General features: G+C 70.0%; 15 protein-coding genes, 2 tRNA genes, 2 pseudogenes and 1 riboswitch. Of the genes and pseudogenes, 15 read left to right on the forward strand and 4 right to left on the reverse strand.

Annotated features, from left to right (window positions below):
- Positions 1 to 77 precede the first annotated feature (77 nt).
- The 10 genes and pseudogenes from BFF76_RS29020 to BFF76_RS29065 all read left to right on the forward strand — a co-directional run bounded on the left by BFF76_RS29020 (position 78) and on the right by BFF76_RS29065 (position 9969).
- Positions 78 to 431 carry a metallopeptidase family protein gene (locus tag BFF76_RS29020; protein WP_015578045.1) on the forward strand — a complete coding sequence of 118 codons (354 nt, stop codon included), beginning with the start codon at positions 78 to 80 and terminating at the stop codon, positions 429 to 431.
- Positions 428 to 922 (forward strand): FluC/FEX family fluoride channel, encoded by a 495-nt coding sequence (locus BFF76_RS29025; RefSeq protein ID WP_053929628.1) that lies wholly within the window; start codon positions 428 to 430, stop codon positions 920 to 922. The genes BFF76_RS29020 and BFF76_RS29025 overlap by 4 nt, the downstream gene beginning before the upstream one ends.
- Positions 919 to 1287: a fluoride efflux transporter FluC gene (locus tag BFF76_RS29030; protein WP_031097383.1), complete on the forward strand. Its 369-nt coding sequence runs from the start codon at positions 919 to 921 to the stop codon at positions 1285 to 1287. Before BFF76_RS29025 ends, BFF76_RS29030 begins: the two co-directional genes overlap by 4 nt.
- Positions 1288 to 1423: 136 nt before the next feature.
- Complete coding sequence (locus tag BFF76_RS29035) at positions 1424 to 1990, forward strand: hypothetical protein (RefSeq protein WP_031097384.1); 567 nt, start codon at positions 1424 to 1426, stop codon at positions 1988 to 1990.
- Positions 1991 to 2229: 239 nt separating this feature from the next.
- Positions 2230 to 4503 (forward strand): DEAD/DEAH box helicase, encoded by a 2274-nt coding sequence (locus BFF76_RS29040; RefSeq protein WP_065849415.1) that lies wholly within the window; start codon positions 2230 to 2232, stop codon positions 4501 to 4503.
- Positions 4504 to 4602: 99 nt separating this feature from the next.
- The gene (locus tag BFF76_RS29045) at positions 4603 to 6159 is read left to right on the forward strand and encodes an amino acid permease (RefSeq protein ID WP_234351820.1); all 1557 of its coding nucleotides are present in this window, start codon (positions 4603 to 4605) and stop codon (positions 6157 to 6159) included.
- Positions 6160 to 6249: 90 nt separating this feature from the next.
- Positions 6250 to 6323 (forward strand) — tRNA-Lys (locus BFF76_RS29050).
- A gap of 372 nt (positions 6324 to 6695) precedes the next feature.
- Entirely contained in the window at positions 6696 to 7358 is a 663-nt protein-coding gene (locus BFF76_RS32780; RefSeq protein ID WP_065849416.1) for a hypothetical protein, read from the forward strand.
- A 567-nt stretch (positions 7359 to 7925) separates the two neighbouring features.
- A pseudogene (locus BFF76_RS29060) lies at positions 7926 to 9160 on the forward strand (PP2C family protein-serine/threonine phosphatase).
- A gap of 173 nt (positions 9161 to 9333) precedes the next feature.
- Positions 9334 to 9969, forward strand: a complete 636-nt coding sequence (locus BFF76_RS29065) for a maleylpyruvate isomerase family mycothiol-dependent enzyme (RefSeq protein ID WP_199831518.1) — start codon at positions 9334 to 9336, stop codon at positions 9967 to 9969.
- Between the two features lie 303 nt (positions 9970 to 10272).
- Here BFF76_RS29065 and BFF76_RS29070 read toward each other — a convergent pair whose 3' ends face one another.
- A complete protein-coding gene (locus tag BFF76_RS29070) occupies positions 10273 to 10728 on the reverse strand; it encodes a MarR family winged helix-turn-helix transcriptional regulator (RefSeq protein WP_031097407.1) in 456 nt (151 codons plus the stop codon).
- Positions 10729 to 10880: 152 nt separating this feature from the next.
- On the opposite strand from BFF76_RS29070, the gene BFF76_RS29075 reads away from it, so the two are divergent.
- Complete coding sequence (locus BFF76_RS29075) at positions 10881 to 12335, forward strand: MFS transporter (RefSeq protein ID WP_053929633.1); 1455 nt, start codon at positions 10881 to 10883, stop codon at positions 12333 to 12335.
- Positions 12336 to 12664: 329 nt separating this feature from the next.
- Positions 12665 to 14005, forward strand: coding sequence for an ABC transporter substrate-binding protein (locus BFF76_RS29080; protein WP_031097410.1), 1341 nt, complete (start codon positions 12665 to 12667; stop codon positions 14003 to 14005).
- Between the two features lie 107 nt (positions 14006 to 14112).
- Here the strand turns inward: BFF76_RS29080 and BFF76_RS29085 are convergent, their stop codons facing one another.
- The 3 genes from BFF76_RS29085 to BFF76_RS29090 form a co-directional block, all read right to left on the reverse strand.
- Positions 14113 to 14334, reverse strand: a complete 222-nt coding sequence (locus BFF76_RS29085) for a hypothetical protein (RefSeq protein WP_031097412.1) — start codon at positions 14332 to 14334, stop codon at positions 14113 to 14115.
- A 101-nt stretch (positions 14335 to 14435) separates the two neighbouring features.
- Complete coding sequence (locus tag BFF76_RS33145) at positions 14436 to 14594, reverse strand: hypothetical protein (RefSeq protein WP_167359538.1); 159 nt, start codon at positions 14592 to 14594, stop codon at positions 14436 to 14438.
- A gap of 221 nt (positions 14595 to 14815) precedes the next feature.
- A complete protein-coding gene (locus BFF76_RS29090) occupies positions 14816 to 16201 on the reverse strand; it encodes an FAD-binding oxidoreductase (protein WP_031097414.1) in 1386 nt (461 codons plus the stop codon).
- A 446-nt stretch (positions 16202 to 16647) separates the two neighbouring features.
- On the opposite strand from BFF76_RS29090, the gene BFF76_RS29095 reads away from it, so the two are divergent.
- From BFF76_RS29095 to BFF76_RS29100, 3 genes and pseudogenes are all read left to right on the forward strand, one after another.
- Positions 16648 to 16721 (forward strand) — tRNA-Met (locus tag BFF76_RS29095).
- A 99-nt stretch (positions 16722 to 16820) separates the two neighbouring features.
- Positions 16821 to 17073 (forward strand): annotated as a pseudogene (locus BFF76_RS32545) (TipAS antibiotic-recognition domain-containing protein); the annotation flags it as partial.
- Positions 17074 to 17204: 131 nt separating this feature from the next.
- Positions 17205 to 18362 (forward strand): PP2C family protein-serine/threonine phosphatase, encoded by a 1158-nt coding sequence (locus BFF76_RS29100; protein WP_031097417.1) that lies wholly within the window; start codon positions 17205 to 17207, stop codon positions 18360 to 18362.
- A gap of 233 nt (positions 18363 to 18595) precedes the next feature.
- Positions 18596 to 18706, forward strand: a riboswitch (cyclic di-AMP (ydaO/yuaA leader). This riboswitch is flagged as partial in the annotation.

Raw genomic sequence — 18706 nt, forward strand, 5'->3', positions numbered from 1 at the left:
GAGGTGTGGGCCGGGAGGGTGGCCGGGGCGGACGCCCGGGCTGCCCGTTCCTCCCCTGTGTACGTGACAATGGCGGGGTGCTGGAGATGACGCGCGAGGAGTTCGAAGAGCTGGTGAGTCTGGCTCTTGACCGGGTCCCGCCGGAGCTGATGCGGCTGATGGACAACGTCGCGGTGTTCGTGGAGGAGGAGCCGGAGGACCCCGAGGACCGGGAGCTGCTGGGCCTCTACGAGGGCACACCGCTCACCGAGCGCGGCGAGTGGTACGCGGGGGTGCTGCCGGACCGGATCACCATCTACCGAGGGCCGACGCTGCGGATGTGCGAGACCCGCGAGGACGTGGTCGCCGAGACGGAGATCACCGTGGTCCACGAGATCGCCCACCACTTCGGCATCGACGACGAGCGGCTGCACGAGCTGGGGTACGGGTGAGTACCCGGGAGCCGCCGCCGGGCCGGCCGTCCGTCGACCCGGACGTCGATCTCTCCGTACCGGCGCAGCGCGCCGAGACCGCGGGGGCCGGCCGGTGGCGGGTCCTCGCCGTGATCGCCGCGGGTGGCGCCCTGGGGGCCACGGCACGGTACGCGGCCTCCCTGGCCTGGCCGGTCGCCGAAGGGGCGTTCCCCTGGACCGTCTTCGGGGTCAACGTGACGGGCTGCGCCCTGATCGGCGTTCTGATGGTGCTGCTCGCGGAGCGGGACGGGGCGGCGCATCCGCTGGTGCGGCCGTTCCTGGGGGTCGGGGTGCTCGGCGGGTTCACCACGTTCTCGACCTACGCCGCAGACGTGTCGAAGCTGCTGGTGCGTCAGGAAGTGGCGACGGCGATGGCGTACGCGGCCGCGACGGCCGTCGCGGCGCTCGGCGCGGTGTGGGCGGGTGCCGTGTCCACCCGGGCACTGCTGGACGGGCGGCGGGCGTCGTGAGCTGGCTGCTGGTCGCGCTCGGGGGTGCCGTCGGCGCGCCGCTGCGCTATCTGACGGACCGTGCGGTGCAGGCCCGGCACGGCGCCGGGCTGCCGTACGTCTTCCCGTGGGGGACCTTCACCGTCAACGCGGCGGGCAGCCTGGTGCTCGGGGTGCTCACGGGAGCGACGGTGTCCACCCCCCTCCACGCGCTTCTCGGGACCGGCCTGTGCGGGGCGCTGACGACGTACTCGACGTTCTCGTACGAGACCCTGCGGCTGGCCGAGACGGGCCGTGGCTTCCTGGCGGGGGCCAATGTGGTGGTGTCCCTGCTGGTGGGGCTCGGGGCGGTGTTCCTCGGCGCGGAACTGGCGGGGGGCTTCTGAGGCTCCGCGCGGCGGGGTCCGGCCGGGCGGGGCGTGTGCGGGTGTTGTGTCCGGGCGTGTCCCCGGCAGGGGCAGGGGAGTTGGACACATCGCTCTCCCGTCCCGCCGTCTCTCTCCTCCCCGGAGGTGCCACCCCGTGCGCCAGTTGTCCGCCCGCGTCCGCTGGGCAGCCGTCACCGCGCTGACGATCGCCGCGTCCACAGGCTGTGTGAGCGTCGGAGACGACGCCGGGAAGCCCTCGCCTTCGAGGTCCGCCGGCCAGAAGGGTGCGTCGGCCCTCCCGGACGGCGGCACCGTGCCCGGGACCAGCCGGTCGGGCTCCGGCGCGGGCCGTGCCGAGGCGCAGTCCGACCGGGACCGGGGCGCCTCCCGGAAGCCGGACGGCAAGCCCTCCGGCCGGGTTCCCTCGGACGGCCCCGAGAAGGCCCGCCCGGTGCCCGGCGCCCCCGGCACCCCGGAACCGACCCGGGGTGGTCCGCTGCCCACCGCGGAGCCCAGCGCTCCCGGTCCGGGTGAGCCGCCCCCTGTGCCGGTCACCCCCGAGGAGCCCGGGTCCTCGCCCGACCCGGAGCCCTCGCCGCCGCCGGACCCGCCCTCCGCGTCGCCGGCCGCCGCGCAGTTCCGTACCGGTTCCATGAGGGCGCCGGGGCGGGCCGAGGTGGGGCCGACTCCGCGGGTATCACCGCAGGTCGCGCCCGTGTGAGCCGGTTCGCGGCCGACCCGGTTTGCGCGAATGGGGGGAGGGTGCGTATGGTAGTAGATCGTTTGATCCTATGCCCGGCGCCGACACAGAAGAGCGCCGTGTGGCGCGTACTCTCCCTTGCCGTGGCTGGACCGCATTGAGGCGGTCGAAATTGCGAAAACACGGAGTTACGGGCGCGTGCCGAGACTCCGGAAGGTTTCGCATTTCGCATGTCAATTTCCAGTTCTGACCACACCGTCATGCCCGAGAACGACGTCGAGAACATCGAGGTCGTCCAGGCCGCCGAGGCCGTGGTGGCCCAGGCCCCCGCAGCAGCCGACGAGACCCCGGTCGCCGAGAGCCCCGTCGAGGAGGTTCCCGTAGCGGAGCTCTCCGAGGAGGCCGCCTCCGAGGAGACCGCCGAGGACGCCGAGCCCAGCATCACGTTCGCCTCGCTCGGACTGCCCGACGGCATCGTCCGCAAGCTCGCGCAGAACGGTGTGACGGCCCCCTTCCCGATCCAGGCCGCGACCATTCCGGACGCCCTGGCCGGCAAGGACATCCTCGGCCGTGGCCGTACCGGCTCCGGCAAGACGCTCTCCTTCGGTCTGCCGACCCTGGCCGCGCTGGCCGGCGGTCACACCGAGAAGAAGAAGCCCCGCGCGATCATCCTCACGCCCACCCGTGAGCTCGCGATGCAGGTCGCGGACGCGCTGCAGCCCTACGGCGACGTGCTCGGCCTGAAGATGAAGGTCGTCTGCGGCGGTACGTCGATGAGCAACCAGATCTACGCGCTGGAGCGCGGTGTCGACGTCCTCGTCGCCACCCCGGGCCGGCTGCGCGACATCATCAACCGTGGCGCCTGCTCCCTGGCGAACGTCCAGGTCGCGGTTCTCGACGAGGCCGACCAGATGTCGGACCTGGGCTTCCTGCCCGAGGTCACCGAGCTGCTCGACCAGATCCCCGGTGGCGGCCAGCGCATGCTCTTCTCCGCCACGATGGAGAACGAGATCGGCACGCTCGTCAAGCGCTACCTGACCAACCCGGTCACCCACGAGGTCGACAGCGCCCAGGGCAACGTCTCGACCATGTCGCACCACGTCCTCGTCGTGAAGCCGAAGGACAAGGCGCCGGTCACGGCCGCGATCGCCGCCCGCAAGGGCCGCACGATCATCTTCGTCCGCACCCAGCTGGGCGCCGACCGCATCGCCGAGCAGCTCATCGAGTCCGGTGTGAAGGCCGACGCGCTGCACGGCGGCATGACGCAGGGCGCCCGTACCCGCGTCCTCGAGGACTTCAAGAAGGGCTACGTCAACGCCCTCGTCGCCACCGACGTCGCCGCCCGCGGCATCCACGTCGACGGCATCGACCTCGTCCTGAACGTGGACCCGGCCGGCGACCACAAGGACTACCTGCACCGCTCGGGCCGTACCGCCCGTGCCGGCAAGTCCGGTGTCGTCGTGTCGCTGGCGCTTCCGCACCAGCGCCGTCAGATCTTCCGCCTCATGGAGGACGCGGGCGTCGACGCCTCGCGCCACATCGTGCAGGGCGCGGGCGTCTTCGAGCCCGAGGTCGCCGAGATCACCGGTGCCCGTTCGCTGACCGAGGTCCAGGCCGACTCCGCGAACAACGCGGCCAAGCAGGCCGAGCGCGAGGCCGCCGACCTCACCAAGCAGCTGGAGCGGGTCCAGCGCCGTGCCGTCGAGCTGCGCGAGGAGGCCGACCGCCTGGTCGCCCGTGCCGCCCGCGAGCGGGGCGACGACCCGGAGGCGGCGGTGGCCGAGGTGGCCGCCGAGGCCGAGGCCGCGCTCGTCGCAGCCGTGTCCGTCCCCGAGCAGCAGCCGGCCGTCCGCGAGGACCGTCGCGACGACCGGGGCAACTACGGCCGCCGTGACGACCGCGGTGGCGACCGTGGCGGATACCGCGGCGGCAACGACCGTACCGGCGAGCGCAGTGGCCGCCCCTCCGGCGGGACCGGCTACCGCGGCAGCAACGACCGTCCGTCGTTCCGCGGCAGCAGCGACCGTCCGTCCGGTGGCTTCCGCGCCGGTGGCGACCGTCGTGACGACCGTGGCGGCGACCGTGGTGGCCGTTCGTTCGAGCGTCGTGACAACGACCGTCCGGCGTTCAACCGCGACCGTCGTGACGAGCGCCCCTCGGGCGGCTTCCGCTCCGGCGGCGGCGAGCGTCGTGACGACCGTCCGTCCGGTGGCTTCCGCGCCGGTGGCGACCGTCGTGACGACCGTGGCGGCGACCGTGGTGGCCGTTCGTTCGAGCGTCGTGACAACGACCGTCCGGCGTTCAACCGCGACCGTCGTGACGAGCGCCCCTCGGGCGGCTTCCGCTCCGGCGGAAGCGACCGTCCGTTCAACCGCGACCGTCGTGACGACCGTCCCTCGGGCGGCTTCCGCTCCGGTGGCACCGACCGCCCGACCGGCCGTCGTGACGACCACCGCGGTGGCACCGGCACGGGTACCGGCACCGGCACCTTCGGCCGCCGCGACGACAAGCCGCGCTGGAAGCGCAACGGCTGACCGTCGCTGACCGCCTGATTCGCAGGGCCCGTACGGCACTTCGGTGCCGTACGGGCCCTGCGGCGTTTCCGGCGAGCCCCCGAGGGCATCGCTGGGGGCATGACAAACGACGAAGCGGTGGCCGCCGAGCCGCCACCCGATGCTCTCGAGACCCCTCCGGCCGCACTCTCCGACGAGGAACGGCTGGCCGAACTCGGCTACACCCAGGTGCTCGCCCGCCGGATGTCCGCCTTCTCCAACTACGCCGTCTCGTTCACGATCATCTCGGTGCTGTCCGGCTGCCTGACGCTGTATCTGTTCGGCATGAACACCGGCGGGCCCGCCGTCATCACCTGGGGATGGGTCGGCGTCGGGCTGATGACACTGTTCGTCGGTCTGGCGATGGCCGAGATCTGTTCGGCGTACCCGACGTCCGCGGGCCTGTACTTCTGGGCCCACCGGCTCGCCCCGCCCCGCTCGGCCGCGGCCTGGGCGTGGTTCGCCGGCTGGTTCAACGTGCTCGGCCAGGTCGCCGTCACCGCCGGCATCGACTTCGGGGCCGCGTCCTTCCTCGGGGCCTATCTGAACCTCCAGTTCGGCTTCGAGGTCACACCCGGCCGTACGATCCTGCTCTTCGCGGCGATCCTGATCCTGCACGGCCTGCTGAACACCTTCGGCGTGGGCATCGTCGCCGTCCTCAACAACGTCAGCGTGTGGTGGCACGTGGTCGGGGTCGCCGTCATCGTGGGCGCGCTCACCTTCGTACCGGACTCGCACCAGTCGGCGTCGTACGTCTTCACCGAGTTCGTCAACAACACCGGCTGGGGCAGCGGCTTCTACGTCGTGATGATCGGCCTGCTGATGGCGCAGTACACCTTCACCGGCTACGACGCCTCCGCCCACATGACGGAGGAGACCCACGACGCGGCCGTGGCGGGACCGCGCGGCATCGTGCAGTCCATCTGGACGTCCTGGATCGCCGGGTTCGTGCTCCTGCTGGGCTTCACCTTCGCCATCCAGTCCTACGACGGCGCCCTGAACTCCCCGACGGGAGCCCCGCCGGCGCAGATCCTCCTGGACGCGCTGGGGGCCACCACGGGCAAGCTCCTGCTGCTCGTCGTGATCGGCGCGCAGCTGTTCTGCGGGATGGCGTCGGTGACCGCCAACAGCCGCATGATCTATGCCTTCTCGCGCGACGGGGCACTGCCCTTCTCCCGCGTCTGGCACACGGTCAGCCCCCGCACCCGTACCCCCGTCGCGGCCGTCTGGCTGGCCGCGCTGGGCGCCCTGGCCCTCGGGCTCCCGTACCTGATCAACGTGACCGCATACGCCGCCGTGACGTCCATCGCGGTCATCGGCCTCTACATCGCCTACGTCATCCCGACCCTGCTCAGGCTGCTGCGGGGCGACGACTTCGTCCGGGGCCCCTGGCACCTGGGACGCTGGTCCCGGCCCATCGGGATCGTCGCGGTGACCTGGGTCGGGGTGATCACGGTGCTCTTCATGCTGCCCCAGGTGTCCCCGGTGACCTGGGAGAGCTTCAACTACGCGCCCCTGGCAGTCCTGGTGGTGCTCGGCTTCGCGGCCGTCTGGTGGCTGGTGTCGGCCCGCCACTGGTTCCTCAAGCCGGCCGTCCCGGATCACAAGCGCACGAGCAGGGCCGAATCCTCGGACTGACCTGGCCCGACCGGTTCCGACAGGGCCCGGCACCCGATACCCGATCGGCTGCCGGGCCCGGGGAAGCTATGCTCGGGGGTGATCCATCAGGGGCCGTTAGCTCAATTGGTCAGAGCAGCGGACTTTTAATCCGTTGGTTGTGGGTTCGAGTCCCACACGGCCTACCTGGTGCAGGGAGGGGAAACTGCCTCTGACCTGCGACTCAGCGCCTCGACCGGCTTCGGCCGGCCGGGGCGCTCCGTCGTTTCGGGGCTTATGCGTGAGCGGAAGGTCCGACAGCAGGCGCTACTGGCGCGGTTCTGCGGGGACTACCGGGAATGCCAGCCGCTGGCCTGAGCATGCATGCCCAGCAGTCGGCCGTCGATCGTCCTTGGGCTTCCCCGCCGTTCAGCGGGCGGCTCCCTGTGTGGCGCCCGTACACATCCCGCGCACAATTGGAAGTGGGGCCGCCGATCGGCGGGTACACGAGCGAAACTCCCGGGTCTGAGCGCTGTTGCCCGACCGTCGCCGATCGCAACCGTGTGAGGCGCACCGTTATGGACACCACCACCAGAGCCGCTCTCGTGGCTGCACTCGCTGCCGGATACGTCATTGGCAGGACGAGGCAGGGGAAGCTCGCCCTGAGCGTCCTTGCCGTTGCTGCCGGTAAATCGCTCGAACCCAAGACTCTGATCGACGGGGGACTCAAGAGGCTCTCCGAGAATCCGCAGTTCGCCCAGCTCAGCGAGCAAGTCCGCGGAGAGCTGTTGACCTCTGGGCGAGATGCCTTGTCCGAGGTGACCAACCGGGGTATCGCGTCCCTGAGCGAGGGCCTCCAGCAACGGATGCTTTCCCTGACCGGCGCGCCGGACGGAGAAGTGGAGGACGAGGACGCCGAGGACTCATACGCGGAAGACGAGGGAGAAGGGCTGGAGGATCAGGAGGAAGAAGGGCCGGGGTACGACGAGGACTTGGAAGAGGAGGAGGAAGAGCCGGCGGACGAAGAGGAGGTGGAGGAGGACGAGGAGCCCGAACCATCGCGTCCCTCCCGTCGTCACCCTGCGAAGAGGACGAGAGCTGAGAAACCCACTGACAGGAAGCCGGGGCCGAAGAATCCCCCGGCCAGGAAGGCGATGGAGCGTAAAGCGGCAGCCGAGTCGGCCGAGAAGAAGGTGTCGCCCAGGAGGAGAGAGGCGCGGGCGGCCCGCAATAAGGGCTGAGGGGGACTCAGGTCGACTGCCCGTCTCGGAGAGCTTGACGCACACGAGTCCTAGTCAGGGCAGCCGGCCCGCCAGTGGTCCGCCGAAGGCGGCGACACCTGCACCGACTCGTCGGGACTGAATGACCAGGACGGTATCGACGGGGCCGTAGTCGCGCTGGTGGCTGCGACCAACGGTGAGAAGGCGACTCGAGAAAACCCTCGGGCCAAGTCGGCAGGACATGGGCGTACCGGGCTCCAGCGTCGAGAGGAGCGCGGGCCGCGATCACAACGTCAGGTGGCGGAGGCGCGAACGGCTGGAGCTGTGCACAGGGCCTCCAGGTATGGGGCATCGCCTGCCAGCGCGTATCAGCAGACCTCTACGCCCTCGCAGGACAAACCATCTGGTTGGGGCCAGCATGGAGAGTGCGGAGCGAGCAGATGCGAGAAACAGGTGATGACCTGACGCATCCGGACCGATGCCAGAAGCAGCTGGCGCACCGGTGAGCTCCCGACATCGACCGGCGGTCCGCCGGAGCGCCCGGTCTTCGCCGTGTGCGTCCTGATACTCGAGGAAGGGGCCGTGGCCATGGCGCCTGTGCCGAACGGCCTTCCCCAGTTGCTGACGGCGGCGGAAACAGCGGCACCGGTGGAGGCCGTCGATGTGTTCGCGGAGGATCTGCGGCGGCGTTTCGAGGCCACACAGGTCTCGTTCTTGATCGTGGACCTGACCGGCAGGGCGGTGGCGCGACTTTCCACCACCGCTGCCACGAATGTCGGCCGAGAAGTGGAACGCATCCCCATGCCCGGCAGCGTTTACGACCAGGTGATTCGCACCCAGCGGATGTATCAAGAAGCGACCGCTGAGGGACACAGGGTGATCACTCCGGTCACCAACCGAGGAGATGCGATCGGTCTCCTGGAAATCATTCTGCCGGCCCACCCCGACGAGAGCGTCCTGCAAGCAGTCGGGGAAGCCGCCCACGTCCTGGCCTACGTCGTGATCGCCAACGGGCGTTTCACGACCTCTACACGTGGGGCAAACGCACCAGGCCTCCCACCCTTGCGGCAGAGATCCAGTACCAGCTGCTGCCTCAGTCACTGTCGTGTGAGGCCGCGCAGTTCACACTGTGCGGAAATCTGGAACCTTCCGCAGACCTCAGCGGAGACACCTTCGACTACGCCCTCGACCGCGACATCCTGCATTTGTCGGTGACCGACCCCATGGGCCACGATCTCGCTGCTGCTCTCGCCGCCACCGTCCTGGTGGCCGCCCTGCGGGGCGCCCGCCGTGCCGGAACGGGTCTGGCCGAGCAGGCCCGCCGGGCCGATCAGGCGCTGGTGGACCACGGCCAAGGTCACGCCACCGGGCAACTGCTGCGCATCAATCTCCATACCGGGCAGGCACAGCTCGTCAACGCCGGTCACCCCTGGCCGCTGCGTATGCGCGAGGGGGCTGTCGAGGAGATCCCCTGCGAAGTCGACCAGCCCTTCGGGTTGTCCGTGGTCGCACCCCACGGCTACAGGGTCCAGGACATCGACCTGCGCCCCGGTGACCGCATACTCATGCTCACCGACGGTATGTTCGAACGTCAGGGGGAGGCCATCGACCTCCCTGCCCTGCTGGAACAGACCCGCGCCCTGCACCCTCGAGAGACCGTGCTGACGCTGTCGTCCGCAGTCCGGGAGGCCGCGGGCGGCCAGCTCGAAGACGATGCCACGGTGATGTGCCTGGACTGGCACGGCCCTCAGGAGACGCAGCGCCACGTGAGCTCCGGCGCAGACACGGGGCAGGCCTCGGCCGGCCGGCCGCAGCAGCCGTGACCAACCGCTCTCCTGTTGATCGCCACGCCGGGCCCATGCGAGTCACACCGGTGTGCAGTGCAACATGCTTTCCGCCAGCTGGAGGTGGGGCCGAGGCAGGAGGCTGCTTGCGAACAGGGCCGATGAGTTCCCGGGGCGCGGCGAGTCTGCCCGTCAGGTCCTGTAGTCGGCCGATGGAGGAAGCCGTGGAAGATGTCTGGTCGATGGTCCACGCGGAGCGTGCGGCGCTCATCGCTGACCTCGAAAGCCTCGATGCCCAGCAGTGGGAGGCGCCGTCCCTCTGCGTGGGGTGGACCGTGCACGACGTGGTCGCTCACCTGGTCGACACGGCTCGGACGACGCGCCTGGGCTTCGTGCTCGGCCTCGCCAGGGCCCGGTTCGACTTCGACCGTCAGAACGCCCGTGGTGTCGAGCGTGAACGTGGCGCCTCACCGCAGGAGACGCTGGCGCGGCTTCGGCAGGTGGCGTCGCGCAGGTCGACCCCGCCGGCGCCCCTCGACAGCCGGCTCGTCGAGGAGGTCGTGCACGGCGAGGACATCCGCCGGCCGTCGGGGCTCGCCCACTCCTACCCGAGCGAGGCCGTCGTCAGATCGCTGCGTCTGCAGGCCCGGACTCCGGCCGCCTTCGGCGGGGCCAAGGAACTCGTGGCGCGTGTCCGGCTGGTGGCCGCTGACGCCGATGTGTCGATCGGTGAAGGTCCGGAGGTGAGGGGTCCGGCGCTGTCACTGCTCCTGGCCGTCTCCCGTCGGCGGGTGGCGCTGGGCGACCTCGGCGGGCCTGGACTTGCCGCACTGGCTGCGGCGTTCTGACTACCGGACGATCTGTCGAGCGGCAGCCGTCCGGCGAAGTTCGTGGTGCTCTCCTCGGCCGTGCCGAAGGCGTGTACGTCGCCGGCTGAAGCCGATAGTGGACAGAATCCGTCGTGTGTTCGCCATAGCCTCTGAACATGCCTCGGTCGACCGGCCGTTCGTCGTCGAGTGCCCCGATGAGCTGCGTGATCGCTTCGTCGCGCTCACCGATCGCCTCGCGCCCTAAGCCCGCCGGGCCTGACTGCGCGCGCCCGCCGGGCCTGACCGGCCGCGACCGATGACTGACCGGCCGCGACCCACTGCTCAGGGCCGCGGCCAGGGGCGGCCGCCGAGGCGCTCGATGTCGGAGTTGAAGCGCCGCAGGTAGCCGGCGAAGGCGGAGATGTCCTCGTCGGGCCAGTCCGCCATGACGCGCTCCAGGGAGCTGACCATGCCCTCGCGTTCCGCGTCGAGGGTCCTCGCACCCTCCTCGGTGATGCGGAACTTGCGGGCCATGCCCCCGTCGGGATCGGGGATGCGCTCCACGTAGCCCTCGCGAAGGACCGCGGCGGTCTGCCGGTTGAGGGTCGAGACGTCGAGGTCGAAGGCTTCGCTGAGCTCTCCGACAGACATCGGGCCCTGGACGCGGATGCGGCTGAGCAGGACGTACGCGCTGCGCTCCAGAAGGCCGTCCTTGCGGCGTCCCTTTCTGTGGGTCAGCAGGCCGTGGCGGCTGAGCAGCATCTGCTCGTACTCGACCTCTTGCGTTGCCCTGTCCATGCGCGGGCACCTCCTGCTTCCTGTACGTGCCGTCGTGCGTGGTGACTTCATCGTAAGTTTACGAGGAAGTGCATAGACCACAATATGTGCACAATGCAATAGGCGTGTACGATGCCAAATCTCCGACGAACAGATAGCCGAGGACCCGAGATATGGACGCCCCCCAGCCCACAGCCCGCGCAGGCGGCGTGATCACGACGCTGGCGCTCGCGGGCACCGTCGCGGCGGTCATGCAGACGCTGGTGACTCCGCTCATCGCCGAGCTGCCGCGGATCCTGGACACCTCGTCCTCGAACGCGGCCTGGGTGGTCACCGTCACTCTCCTGGTCGCCGGCGTGTGTGTGCCGGTGACCGGCCGCCTCGGTGACCTCCTCGGCAAGCGCCGCATGCTGCTGGCCTGCGCGGTGCCGCTGATCGTCGGCTCGGTCGTGTGCGCGCTGGCCTCCTCCGTGGTCCCGATGATCGTCGGGCGCGGCCTCCAGGGCATGGGCATGGGCATGGTGCCGCTGGGTATCGCGCTGCTGCGTGACGTGGTGCCCGCCGAGAAGCTCAGCGGTTCGATCGCCCTCGTCAGTGCCTCCATGGGCATCGGCGGCGCCCTCGGCCTGCCGATCTCAGCCGCAGTCGCCGAATACACCAGCTGGCGTGTGCTGTTCTGGGGTTCCGCCGTCCTCGCGGTGATGATCGCCGTGCTGATCTGGGCCTTCGTCCCCGACGTCCCGGCCGGCGCCAAGGGACAGCGCTTCGACGCCCCCGGCGCGATCGGGCTCGCCATCGGCCTGGTGTCGCTCCTGCTGGCGATCTCCAAGGGCGCCGACTGGGGCTGGGCTTCGGGCACCACGCTGGGTCTCTTCGCCGTAGCGGTCGTGGCCCTCGGCTCCTGGGGGTACTACGAGCTGCGCACCCGTGACCCGCTGGTCGACCTGCGCACCACCGCCCGCCCGCGCGTCCTGCTGACCAACGTCTCGTCGATCCTGGTCGGCGTCGGCATGTACTCCTTCATGCTGATCGCGCCGCAGCTGCTCCAGTTCCCCGAGGCGACGGGGTACGGACTCGGGCAGTCGATGCTGGCGGCGGGTCTCTGGATGGCCCCCGGCGGTGTGATGATGATGATCGTCTCGCCGCTCGGCGGGAAGCTGATCAACGCGCGCGGCCCCAAGATCGCCCTTGTCCTCGGCGCGCTCGTCATCTCCCTCGGCTACGGCATCTCCCTGTTCCTCATGGGCTCCGCCTGGGGCCTGATGATCGTCGGGATCGTCATCAACAGTGGCGTCGGCCTCGCCTACGGCGCGATGCCCGCCCTGATCATGAGCTCGGTCCCGCTCTCGGAGACCGCCGCGGCGAACGGCTTCAACACCCTGATGCGCTCGCTGGGCACCACCATCGGGTCGGCCGTCATCGGTGTGGTGCTGGCGCAGATGACCATGAACCTCGGCGGCTACTCGCTCGCTTCCGAGGACGGCTTCCGTGTCGGCCTGATGATCGGCTGCGGAGTGGCCCTCGGCGCCGCCGCCGTCGCCGCCTTCATTCCGGGCCTCGTCCGCCCCGCCGCGGACGGCGACAGGACCGGCCCCGCGGCGGCCGGCAAGGTCGCGGTCGAAGCCTGACGGCGGCCACAGAGCACGCCCCGTACGGCCCGGCCGTACGACCCCAGCAGCGCCCCGACCGGTTCGACCGGCCGGGGCGCTCCGGCGTTTGGGAACTTTCTCGTGCACGGGCATTGACCGTGGCAGTGGGCCGACTTACGTTCGTCGCGTTGCCCTTCGTATGTCATATATGAGACGCGATATGAGAGCCGGGCACGCCCCTTCCCCGACTCCGCAGGACCGCCGGACTCCCGCGCCACCCCGAAGCACCTCGACCCGCACGGCTTCACGCGGTGACGCGCCCCGTTGCACGGCGCCCGCCGCTGAGCACTCAGAGAAGAGAGCCGACCATGATCAAGCCCCGCAACAGCCGTCTTGCCGCCGCGATATCCCTGGTCTCCGCCCTGGCCCTCACCGCCACCGCCTGCGGTGACGACGGCAGCGGCGCCACCGGGGCGAAGGGTGCCGAGGGCTCCGGCACAGGGAAGATCGTGTTCTGGGACGAGAACGGCGGCGTCCGTACGGCGATCTGGAAGGAGATCATCGCCGACTTCGAGAAGGCGAACCCGGACATCGACGTGCAGTACGTGGGCATCGCGTCGACCGAGGCGCAGTCCAAGTACGACACGGCCATCCAGGGCGGTGGTCTGCCGGACGTCGGCGGCGTGGGTGCCGCCATGGTCGCCGGGATCACGGCGCAGGACGCGCTGGAGCCGCTGGACGACCGGATCGCGTCGAGCTCCCTCAAGGGCAAGCTCAACGAGGCGATGACCGAGAACGTGAGGAGCGCCGCGGGCCGGGACGAGGTGTACACGGTGCCGATCTCCGCCACGAACGGGGTCCTCTACTACCGGACTGACCTGTTCGAGAAGGCCGGGCTGGGTGAGCCGGACACGTGGGACGAGTTCTACGAGGCCGCGGCGAAGCTGACGGACAAGCAGAAGAACCAGTTCGGCTACACCATCCGTGGCGGCCCGGGCTCCATCGCCCAGGCCCTGGACGCGATGTACGGGCAGTCGGGCATCCAGTCCTTCTGGGACGACTCGGAGACGAAGACCACGGTCAACGACCCGAAGAACGTCGCGGCGCTGGAGAAGTACGTCGGCCTGTACAAGAAGGCCACCCCGGAGGCCGACCTCAACAACGACTTCACCAAGATGGTCGCCCAGTTCGACTCCGGGGCCATCGCCATGCTCAACCACAACCTGGGGTCCTACCAGGACCATGTGAGTGCGCTCGGCGTCGACAAGTTCCGTGGGATCCCGCAGCCGGAACTGGCCGACGGCACCCGGGTGATGGTCTCCAACCCGGTCTCCGGCCTCGGCCTGCTCAAGTCGTCCGAGAACAAGGCGGCGGCCTGGAAGTTCATCGAGTTCGCGGCCTCCCACGCCTCGAACTCCAAGTTCAGCGAGTCCGCGGGCCTCATCCCTGCCAACAAGGAGGCCGCCGAGGACCCCTGGCTCGACGAGGCCGAGACCACCAAGCTCGGTGCGGAGGCGTTGTTCTCCGGCGACACCAAGATCGTCCAGCTCCCCTACTACCTGCCGGACTGGAACACCCTGTCCAAGGCCGACAGCGAGTCGGGCTTCCAGAAGGTGCTGCTCGGCAAGATGAGCGCCGAGGACTTCCTCGACGCGTTCGCCGAGGACCTCGACGCGGCCCAGGCGGAGTGGAAGGAACAGCAGGGCTGACGGACTGCCGGGGCGGCGGCGGGGGTTCTTGAACCGCCGCACCTCAGGGGGTACCGGCTACCGGGCGCGTCCGGCCGGATTCCGGGGCCCGGCGGCCGCCGGGGCCCTCAGTCCAGGCCCTCTTCACGCAGTTGGTACATCAGGAGGAACGTCCGGTAGGTCTCCGCGGCCACGTCCAGGCAGATGTCCGGCCGGTTGGTCCACGTCGACGTGTTGTCGAGGGCCCGGCGGCAGGCCAGCTCCGTCTCGGCCTCGGACGGGACGTTCGAGATGAACGCGGCGATCAGCAGGACCACTGCGAGGACGACCACACCGATACGGATGCGCATGGTCTTCCAACGACCGCGCGGCCGTGCGGGTCACCCCGTGCCGGACACCCGGTGCCGGTCACCGGAAGCCGGTCACCCGGAGCCCTTTCGAGGCCGCCAGGTCACTCGGCGTCGTCGGTGAACGGCGGCAGGTCGGGCTCGATGAACAGGTTGGCGTACTGCGGCGTGGGGCGGGGGGCCACGGTGCCCGTGTCGGCGGTGACGGTCGCGGATGGGCCGTCGGAGTGCCGCTGGCTCGTGCGGGCAGGCGTGTCGATCATCTCAGGTGTCCTGTACGTAGGTGTGCGGTGAGAGCCCCGTGACCGAGCCGCTGCGGTACATGCCGGACTGGTCCCGACCGGTCGGCTACGAGATGCCGCCGCCGGTGTCGCGCCGCTCCGGGGGCGTCCGGATCATGGTGCGGTGCGCTGCAGAACTGTGCATGCAGACTGTAACCCTCCCAGCACGGCTTTCCCCCGGAATTGCGGGCCCGGCGTGACGGTCAGTGCGGCGGTGCGGGCTCGATGTTCTGATTTGCGTGGAAGAGGTTGTGCGGGTCGTAGGTCCGCTTGGCCTCCGCGAGCCGGTCGTAGTGGCCGCGGTAGGTGGCCCGGACCCGGCCCTGGGACTCGCCGGTGCCGAGGAAGTTCACGTAACCGCCGCCCATGGAGTGCGGGTGCAGTGCCTCCCAGTAGCCGACGGCCCACTCCCGCAGTGCCGCCGCGTTGGCCGGGTCGGGGTCGATCCCGGCGATGACCCCGGACCAGACGGCGTCGCGATAGGCCCAGGCGGTGTCGTCGGGGCCGACCCGGGCGGCGGCTCCGTCGACCGGGTACAGGTGCATGGTCGACAGGCCGGTGGGGAGCTGCTCGGCGAAGCCGGCGTGCACGTCGACGGCGTCATCCGTGATCCGGTCGAAGAAGTCTCCGCGCCAGTACCACTGGAGTCCGGCCGGCATCAGCGCGTCGAACATGCTCTGCAGGGCCGGGTAGGGCATGGGCGTCGTGAAGTGGAAGGCGGGCGGGCCCGGTTCGTTCACCACGGCGAGGGTCTCGCCGAGGGACTCCGGGTCCGCGGTCGAGGACCAGATGACGCCGCACATCTTCCGCCCGTGGATCTCCTCGGGGAAGGGCGGGCCGGGCGGGACGCTCAGCGAGGCGAAGAAGCCGTACAGGTCCTCCGGTGCCTGCGGCAGGAACTCGCGGTACCAGCGTATGACGTCGTGGAAGAGCTCCAGGGGCCACAAGGTGATGGCGACCCCCACCGTGTCCACGGGATGCAGCTCGAAGTCGAACGACGTGACGACGCCGAAGTTCCCGCCGCCGCCGCGCAGCGCCCAGAACAGGTCGGCGTGCTCACTCGGGTTCGCGGAGACGAAGGTGCCGTCGGCCAGGACCACGTCCGCGGAGACCAGATTGTCCACCGACAGGCCGTACTTGCGGGTGAGGTAGCCGTGACCGCCGCCGAGGGTGAGACCGCCGATGCCGGTCGTGGACATGATCCCCGCCGGGGTGGCGAGGCCGAACGCGTGGGTGGCGTGGTCGAAATCCCCCAGCGTCGCGCCGCCGTCGGCCTGGGCGGTCTGCGTGGCCGGGTCGACCCGCACGCCGTTCATGGGGGACAGGTCCAGCGTGACGGCGCCGTCGGAGAGGCCGAGACCGGGACCGCTGTGACCGCCGCCCCGGACCGCCACGTCCAGGCCGTGCTCACGGACGAAGGCGACGGCGGCCATGACGTCCGCCGTGTCGCGGCACTTGACCACCGCGGCCGGTTTCTTGTCGATCATGCCGTTGTAGACCGCACGGGCCTGCCCGTAATCCTGGTCGTCCGGGCCGATGACCGGGCCGCGCAGGGCGGTCCTCATCGTCTCCAGCAGGGCGCCGTCCATGATCGTCTCCTTGTGCGCGCGCGCCCGGCCTCCCCTGGCACCATCGCAGCGGGTGAGGCTCGCCGACCGACACCGGCACCCTTGGGGATGCCGCGCAGACGGGACCGAACACCGAAAGGCTTGCTCATCCAGGGTCCCGCCGCTCCGGGGACCGCGCAATCGCGGCGCGGGGTCATGCCTGCTGTGCGGGGTGACGGCGTGGCGGATCGGAGCAGGTCTGTGCGGTGTGGACATGACGGAAGGCACTTCAGCCGGGTCAGACACAGGATCGAGGGCGCGCCAACACCCCTGAGCACGGCACTGTGCCCGGCAACTGTGCTGCAGGTGGCCTGCGTTGGCGTCTCGCGTGGATGCCGAAGGGATTCTGCGAGCGCCCGGGGGAGCGGGTCGGTGGCGTAAGTGGTCGGAGCACCCTCCTGAATGGGCTAGAGTTGCAATCACAACGGCGCGGGGTGGAGCAGCTCGGTAGCTCGCTGGGCTCATAACCCAGAGGTCGCAGGTTCAAATCCTGTCCCCGCTACTGAAAGACAGAGGCCCGGATCCTTTCGAGGATCCGGGCCTTTGTCGTATGCGCTCGCCCCGGCTTGACCTTGACGTCGCGTACTGTCCGGCTCCGGCGCGTTCTGCTGCAGGGGAACTGCTCAGGGCCGAGGAAGTGCTCGACGGTTTCGACCGCACGGCGCACGAGCGGGAGGTCACCGAGCGCTGGGGCCGGGAGGCGTGCGAGCGGAGCGGCCGGTGGTGGAGCGGACTGAGAGATGTACGTCGCCGATCCCCGCTTCGGGAGGAACTACGATCGCTACGGAGACGGAACCGCCGTCTTCGTACGCGACGCACTGGTGATCTACGCGCAGCACCGGCTCTCCGGCTGACCTCCGGGGGCGGACTACGGCGCGCTCCCCCCTTCGGCCGATGGCGAGTCGCCGCTCGGCGCGGCTCCGGCCGGCCCGGGTGGGGCGCGGTACCGTGCGCAGCCGTGGGTGGACCGGGCAGGAGTGCACAGGTGGGGAAGCGGGACGGACGGCGGAGGGGCGCTGCCGGGAACGCCCGTTCCCGGCGGTTCGTGCGTGTGCTGCCCGCTCTGATGCTCTGTGCCGGGGTGGTCTTCGACCTCGTTACGCCGCCGCAGGTGACGGCTGTTCCTCTCTTCGCCGCCGCCCCGCTGATCGCCGCACCATTCTTCTCCCTGGCGGGAACGGTCCGTGTCGGGGTGGTCGCGGTCCTCCTCGTACTCGCCATCCGGATCTCGGACGGGGTGCTCGCCAAGGTCGTGCCGGTGACGGACCTGCTCACCCTGGTCACGGTCGCCGTGCTCGCCCTCGTCATCAACAGCGTCGTACGCCGTGGGAACGAGCAGCTGGCCTCGGCCAGGGTCATCGCGGAGACCGCGATGCGCGCGGTGCTCCCGACGCCCGAGGACCGGATCGGCGGGTTGCTGGTCGCGGCGCGTTACGAGGCGGCCCAGGCGGACGAGTTCGTCGGCGGCGACCTGTACGCCGTCGCGGACACGCCCTACGGGGTGCGTCTGGTAGTCGGGGACGTACGGGGCAAGGGGCTGGACGCCGTGGCAGCGGTGGCCGTCGTCATCGGGGCGTTCCGGGAGGCCGCCGAGCAGGAGATGTCGCTGGAGGGGGTTGCCCAGCGGCTGGAACGTGCGCTGGCCCGTGAGAGTTCGCGGCGGGGCGGGCTCGACTCCATGGAGGGCTTCGTCACCGCTGTCCTCGCGGAGATCCCGGTCGGCTCGGACACGCTGCGGGTGGTCAACCGCGGCCACCCCGAGCCTCTCCTGCTGCACGCGGACGGGGTGCTGGAGGTACTGGCGCCGACGGTGCCCGCGCTGCCGCTCGGGATGGGGCTGGGCGCACAGCCGGACAGGTCGGACGAGTGGACGTTGCCGGCCGGGGCGATGTTCCTGGCGTTCACCGACGGGCTCACCGAGGCGCGGGACGCGAAGGGGGTCTTCTACGACCCGGCGGCCCGGCTGCGCGGGCGGCTCTTCCCGGGGCCCGACGAACTGCTGTCCGCGCTGACCGACGACGTACGGCTGCACACCGGGGGCCGGTCGACGGACGACCTGGCGCTCCTCGCGGTCGGCCGTCCCGCACGGGGGCAGCAGGAGCGGCGGAGGACAGTGAAGATCGTGCGACGGGACAGTGAATGAACGGTCGCGACCGTCGGTAGTCGAAAGACCCCGCTCCGCATAACATTTGACGCAGCGTCAGAAACTATTGGCTGGCCGAGGGCTGCTCAAGTCGACCGATTGCGCCCGGTTGAGCCCTTAAAGTCCAGGCCAAGGCCGTCAACGATCTGTCGGAACGGCTTGGAATCGGACCCGGGTGTCTATTAACGTTCGATAACGCAGCGCGGTTGTACCCGCCGTCGCCAGAGACGGCACCGTGCGCAGCGCCGAATTCCGCAAGGGAACCGGGGAACCACCTACATGGGGTGAATCGGACACCTGTGTCTCGTGAGAGACGAAGGGGTCCGTAGGAGACCTTCCTGCTC

This window comes from Streptomyces mutomycini (genome assembly GCF_001700505.1).
Taxonomy (GTDB): Bacteria; Actinomycetota; Actinomycetes; order Streptomycetales; family Streptomycetaceae; genus Streptomyces; species Streptomyces mutomycini.

What these genes read in the sequence shown, in the direction of transcription:
- BFF76_RS29040 (WP_065849415.1), top strand. Translation starts at nt 2,230, where the DNA reads ATGCCCGAGAACGACGTCGAGAACATCGAGGTCGTCCAGGCCGCCGAG.
- BFF76_RS29045 (WP_234351820.1), top strand. Translation starts at nt 4,603, where the DNA reads ATGACAAACGACGAAGCGGTGGCCGCCGAGCCGCCACCCGATGCTCTC.
- BFF76_RS32780 (WP_065849416.1), top strand. Translation starts at nt 6,696, where the DNA reads ATGGACACCACCACCAGAGCCGCTCTCGTGGCTGCACTCGCTGCCGGA.
- BFF76_RS29065 (WP_199831518.1), top strand. Translation starts at nt 9,334, where the DNA reads ATGGAGGAAGCCGTGGAAGATGTCTGGTCGATGGTCCACGCGGAGCGT.
- BFF76_RS29070 (WP_031097407.1), bottom strand. Translation starts at nt 10,728, where the DNA reads ATGGACAGGGCAACGCAAGAGGTCGAGTACGAGCAGATGCTGCTCAGC.
- BFF76_RS29075 (WP_053929633.1), top strand. Translation starts at nt 10,881, where the DNA reads ATGGACGCCCCCCAGCCCACAGCCCGCGCAGGCGGCGTGATCACGACG.
- BFF76_RS29080 (WP_031097410.1), top strand. Translation starts at nt 12,665, where the DNA reads ATGATCAAGCCCCGCAACAGCCGTCTTGCCGCCGCGATATCCCTGGTC.
- BFF76_RS29085 (WP_031097412.1), bottom strand. Translation starts at nt 14,334, where the DNA reads ATGCGCATCCGTATCGGTGTGGTCGTCCTCGCAGTGGTCCTGCTGATC.
- BFF76_RS33145 (WP_167359538.1), bottom strand. Translation starts at nt 14,594, where the DNA reads ATGATCGACACGCCTGCCCGCACGAGCCAGCGGCACTCCGACGGCCCA.
- BFF76_RS29090 (WP_031097414.1), bottom strand. Translation starts at nt 16,201, where the DNA reads ATGGACGGCGCCCTGCTGGAGACGATGAGGACCGCCCTGCGCGGCCCG.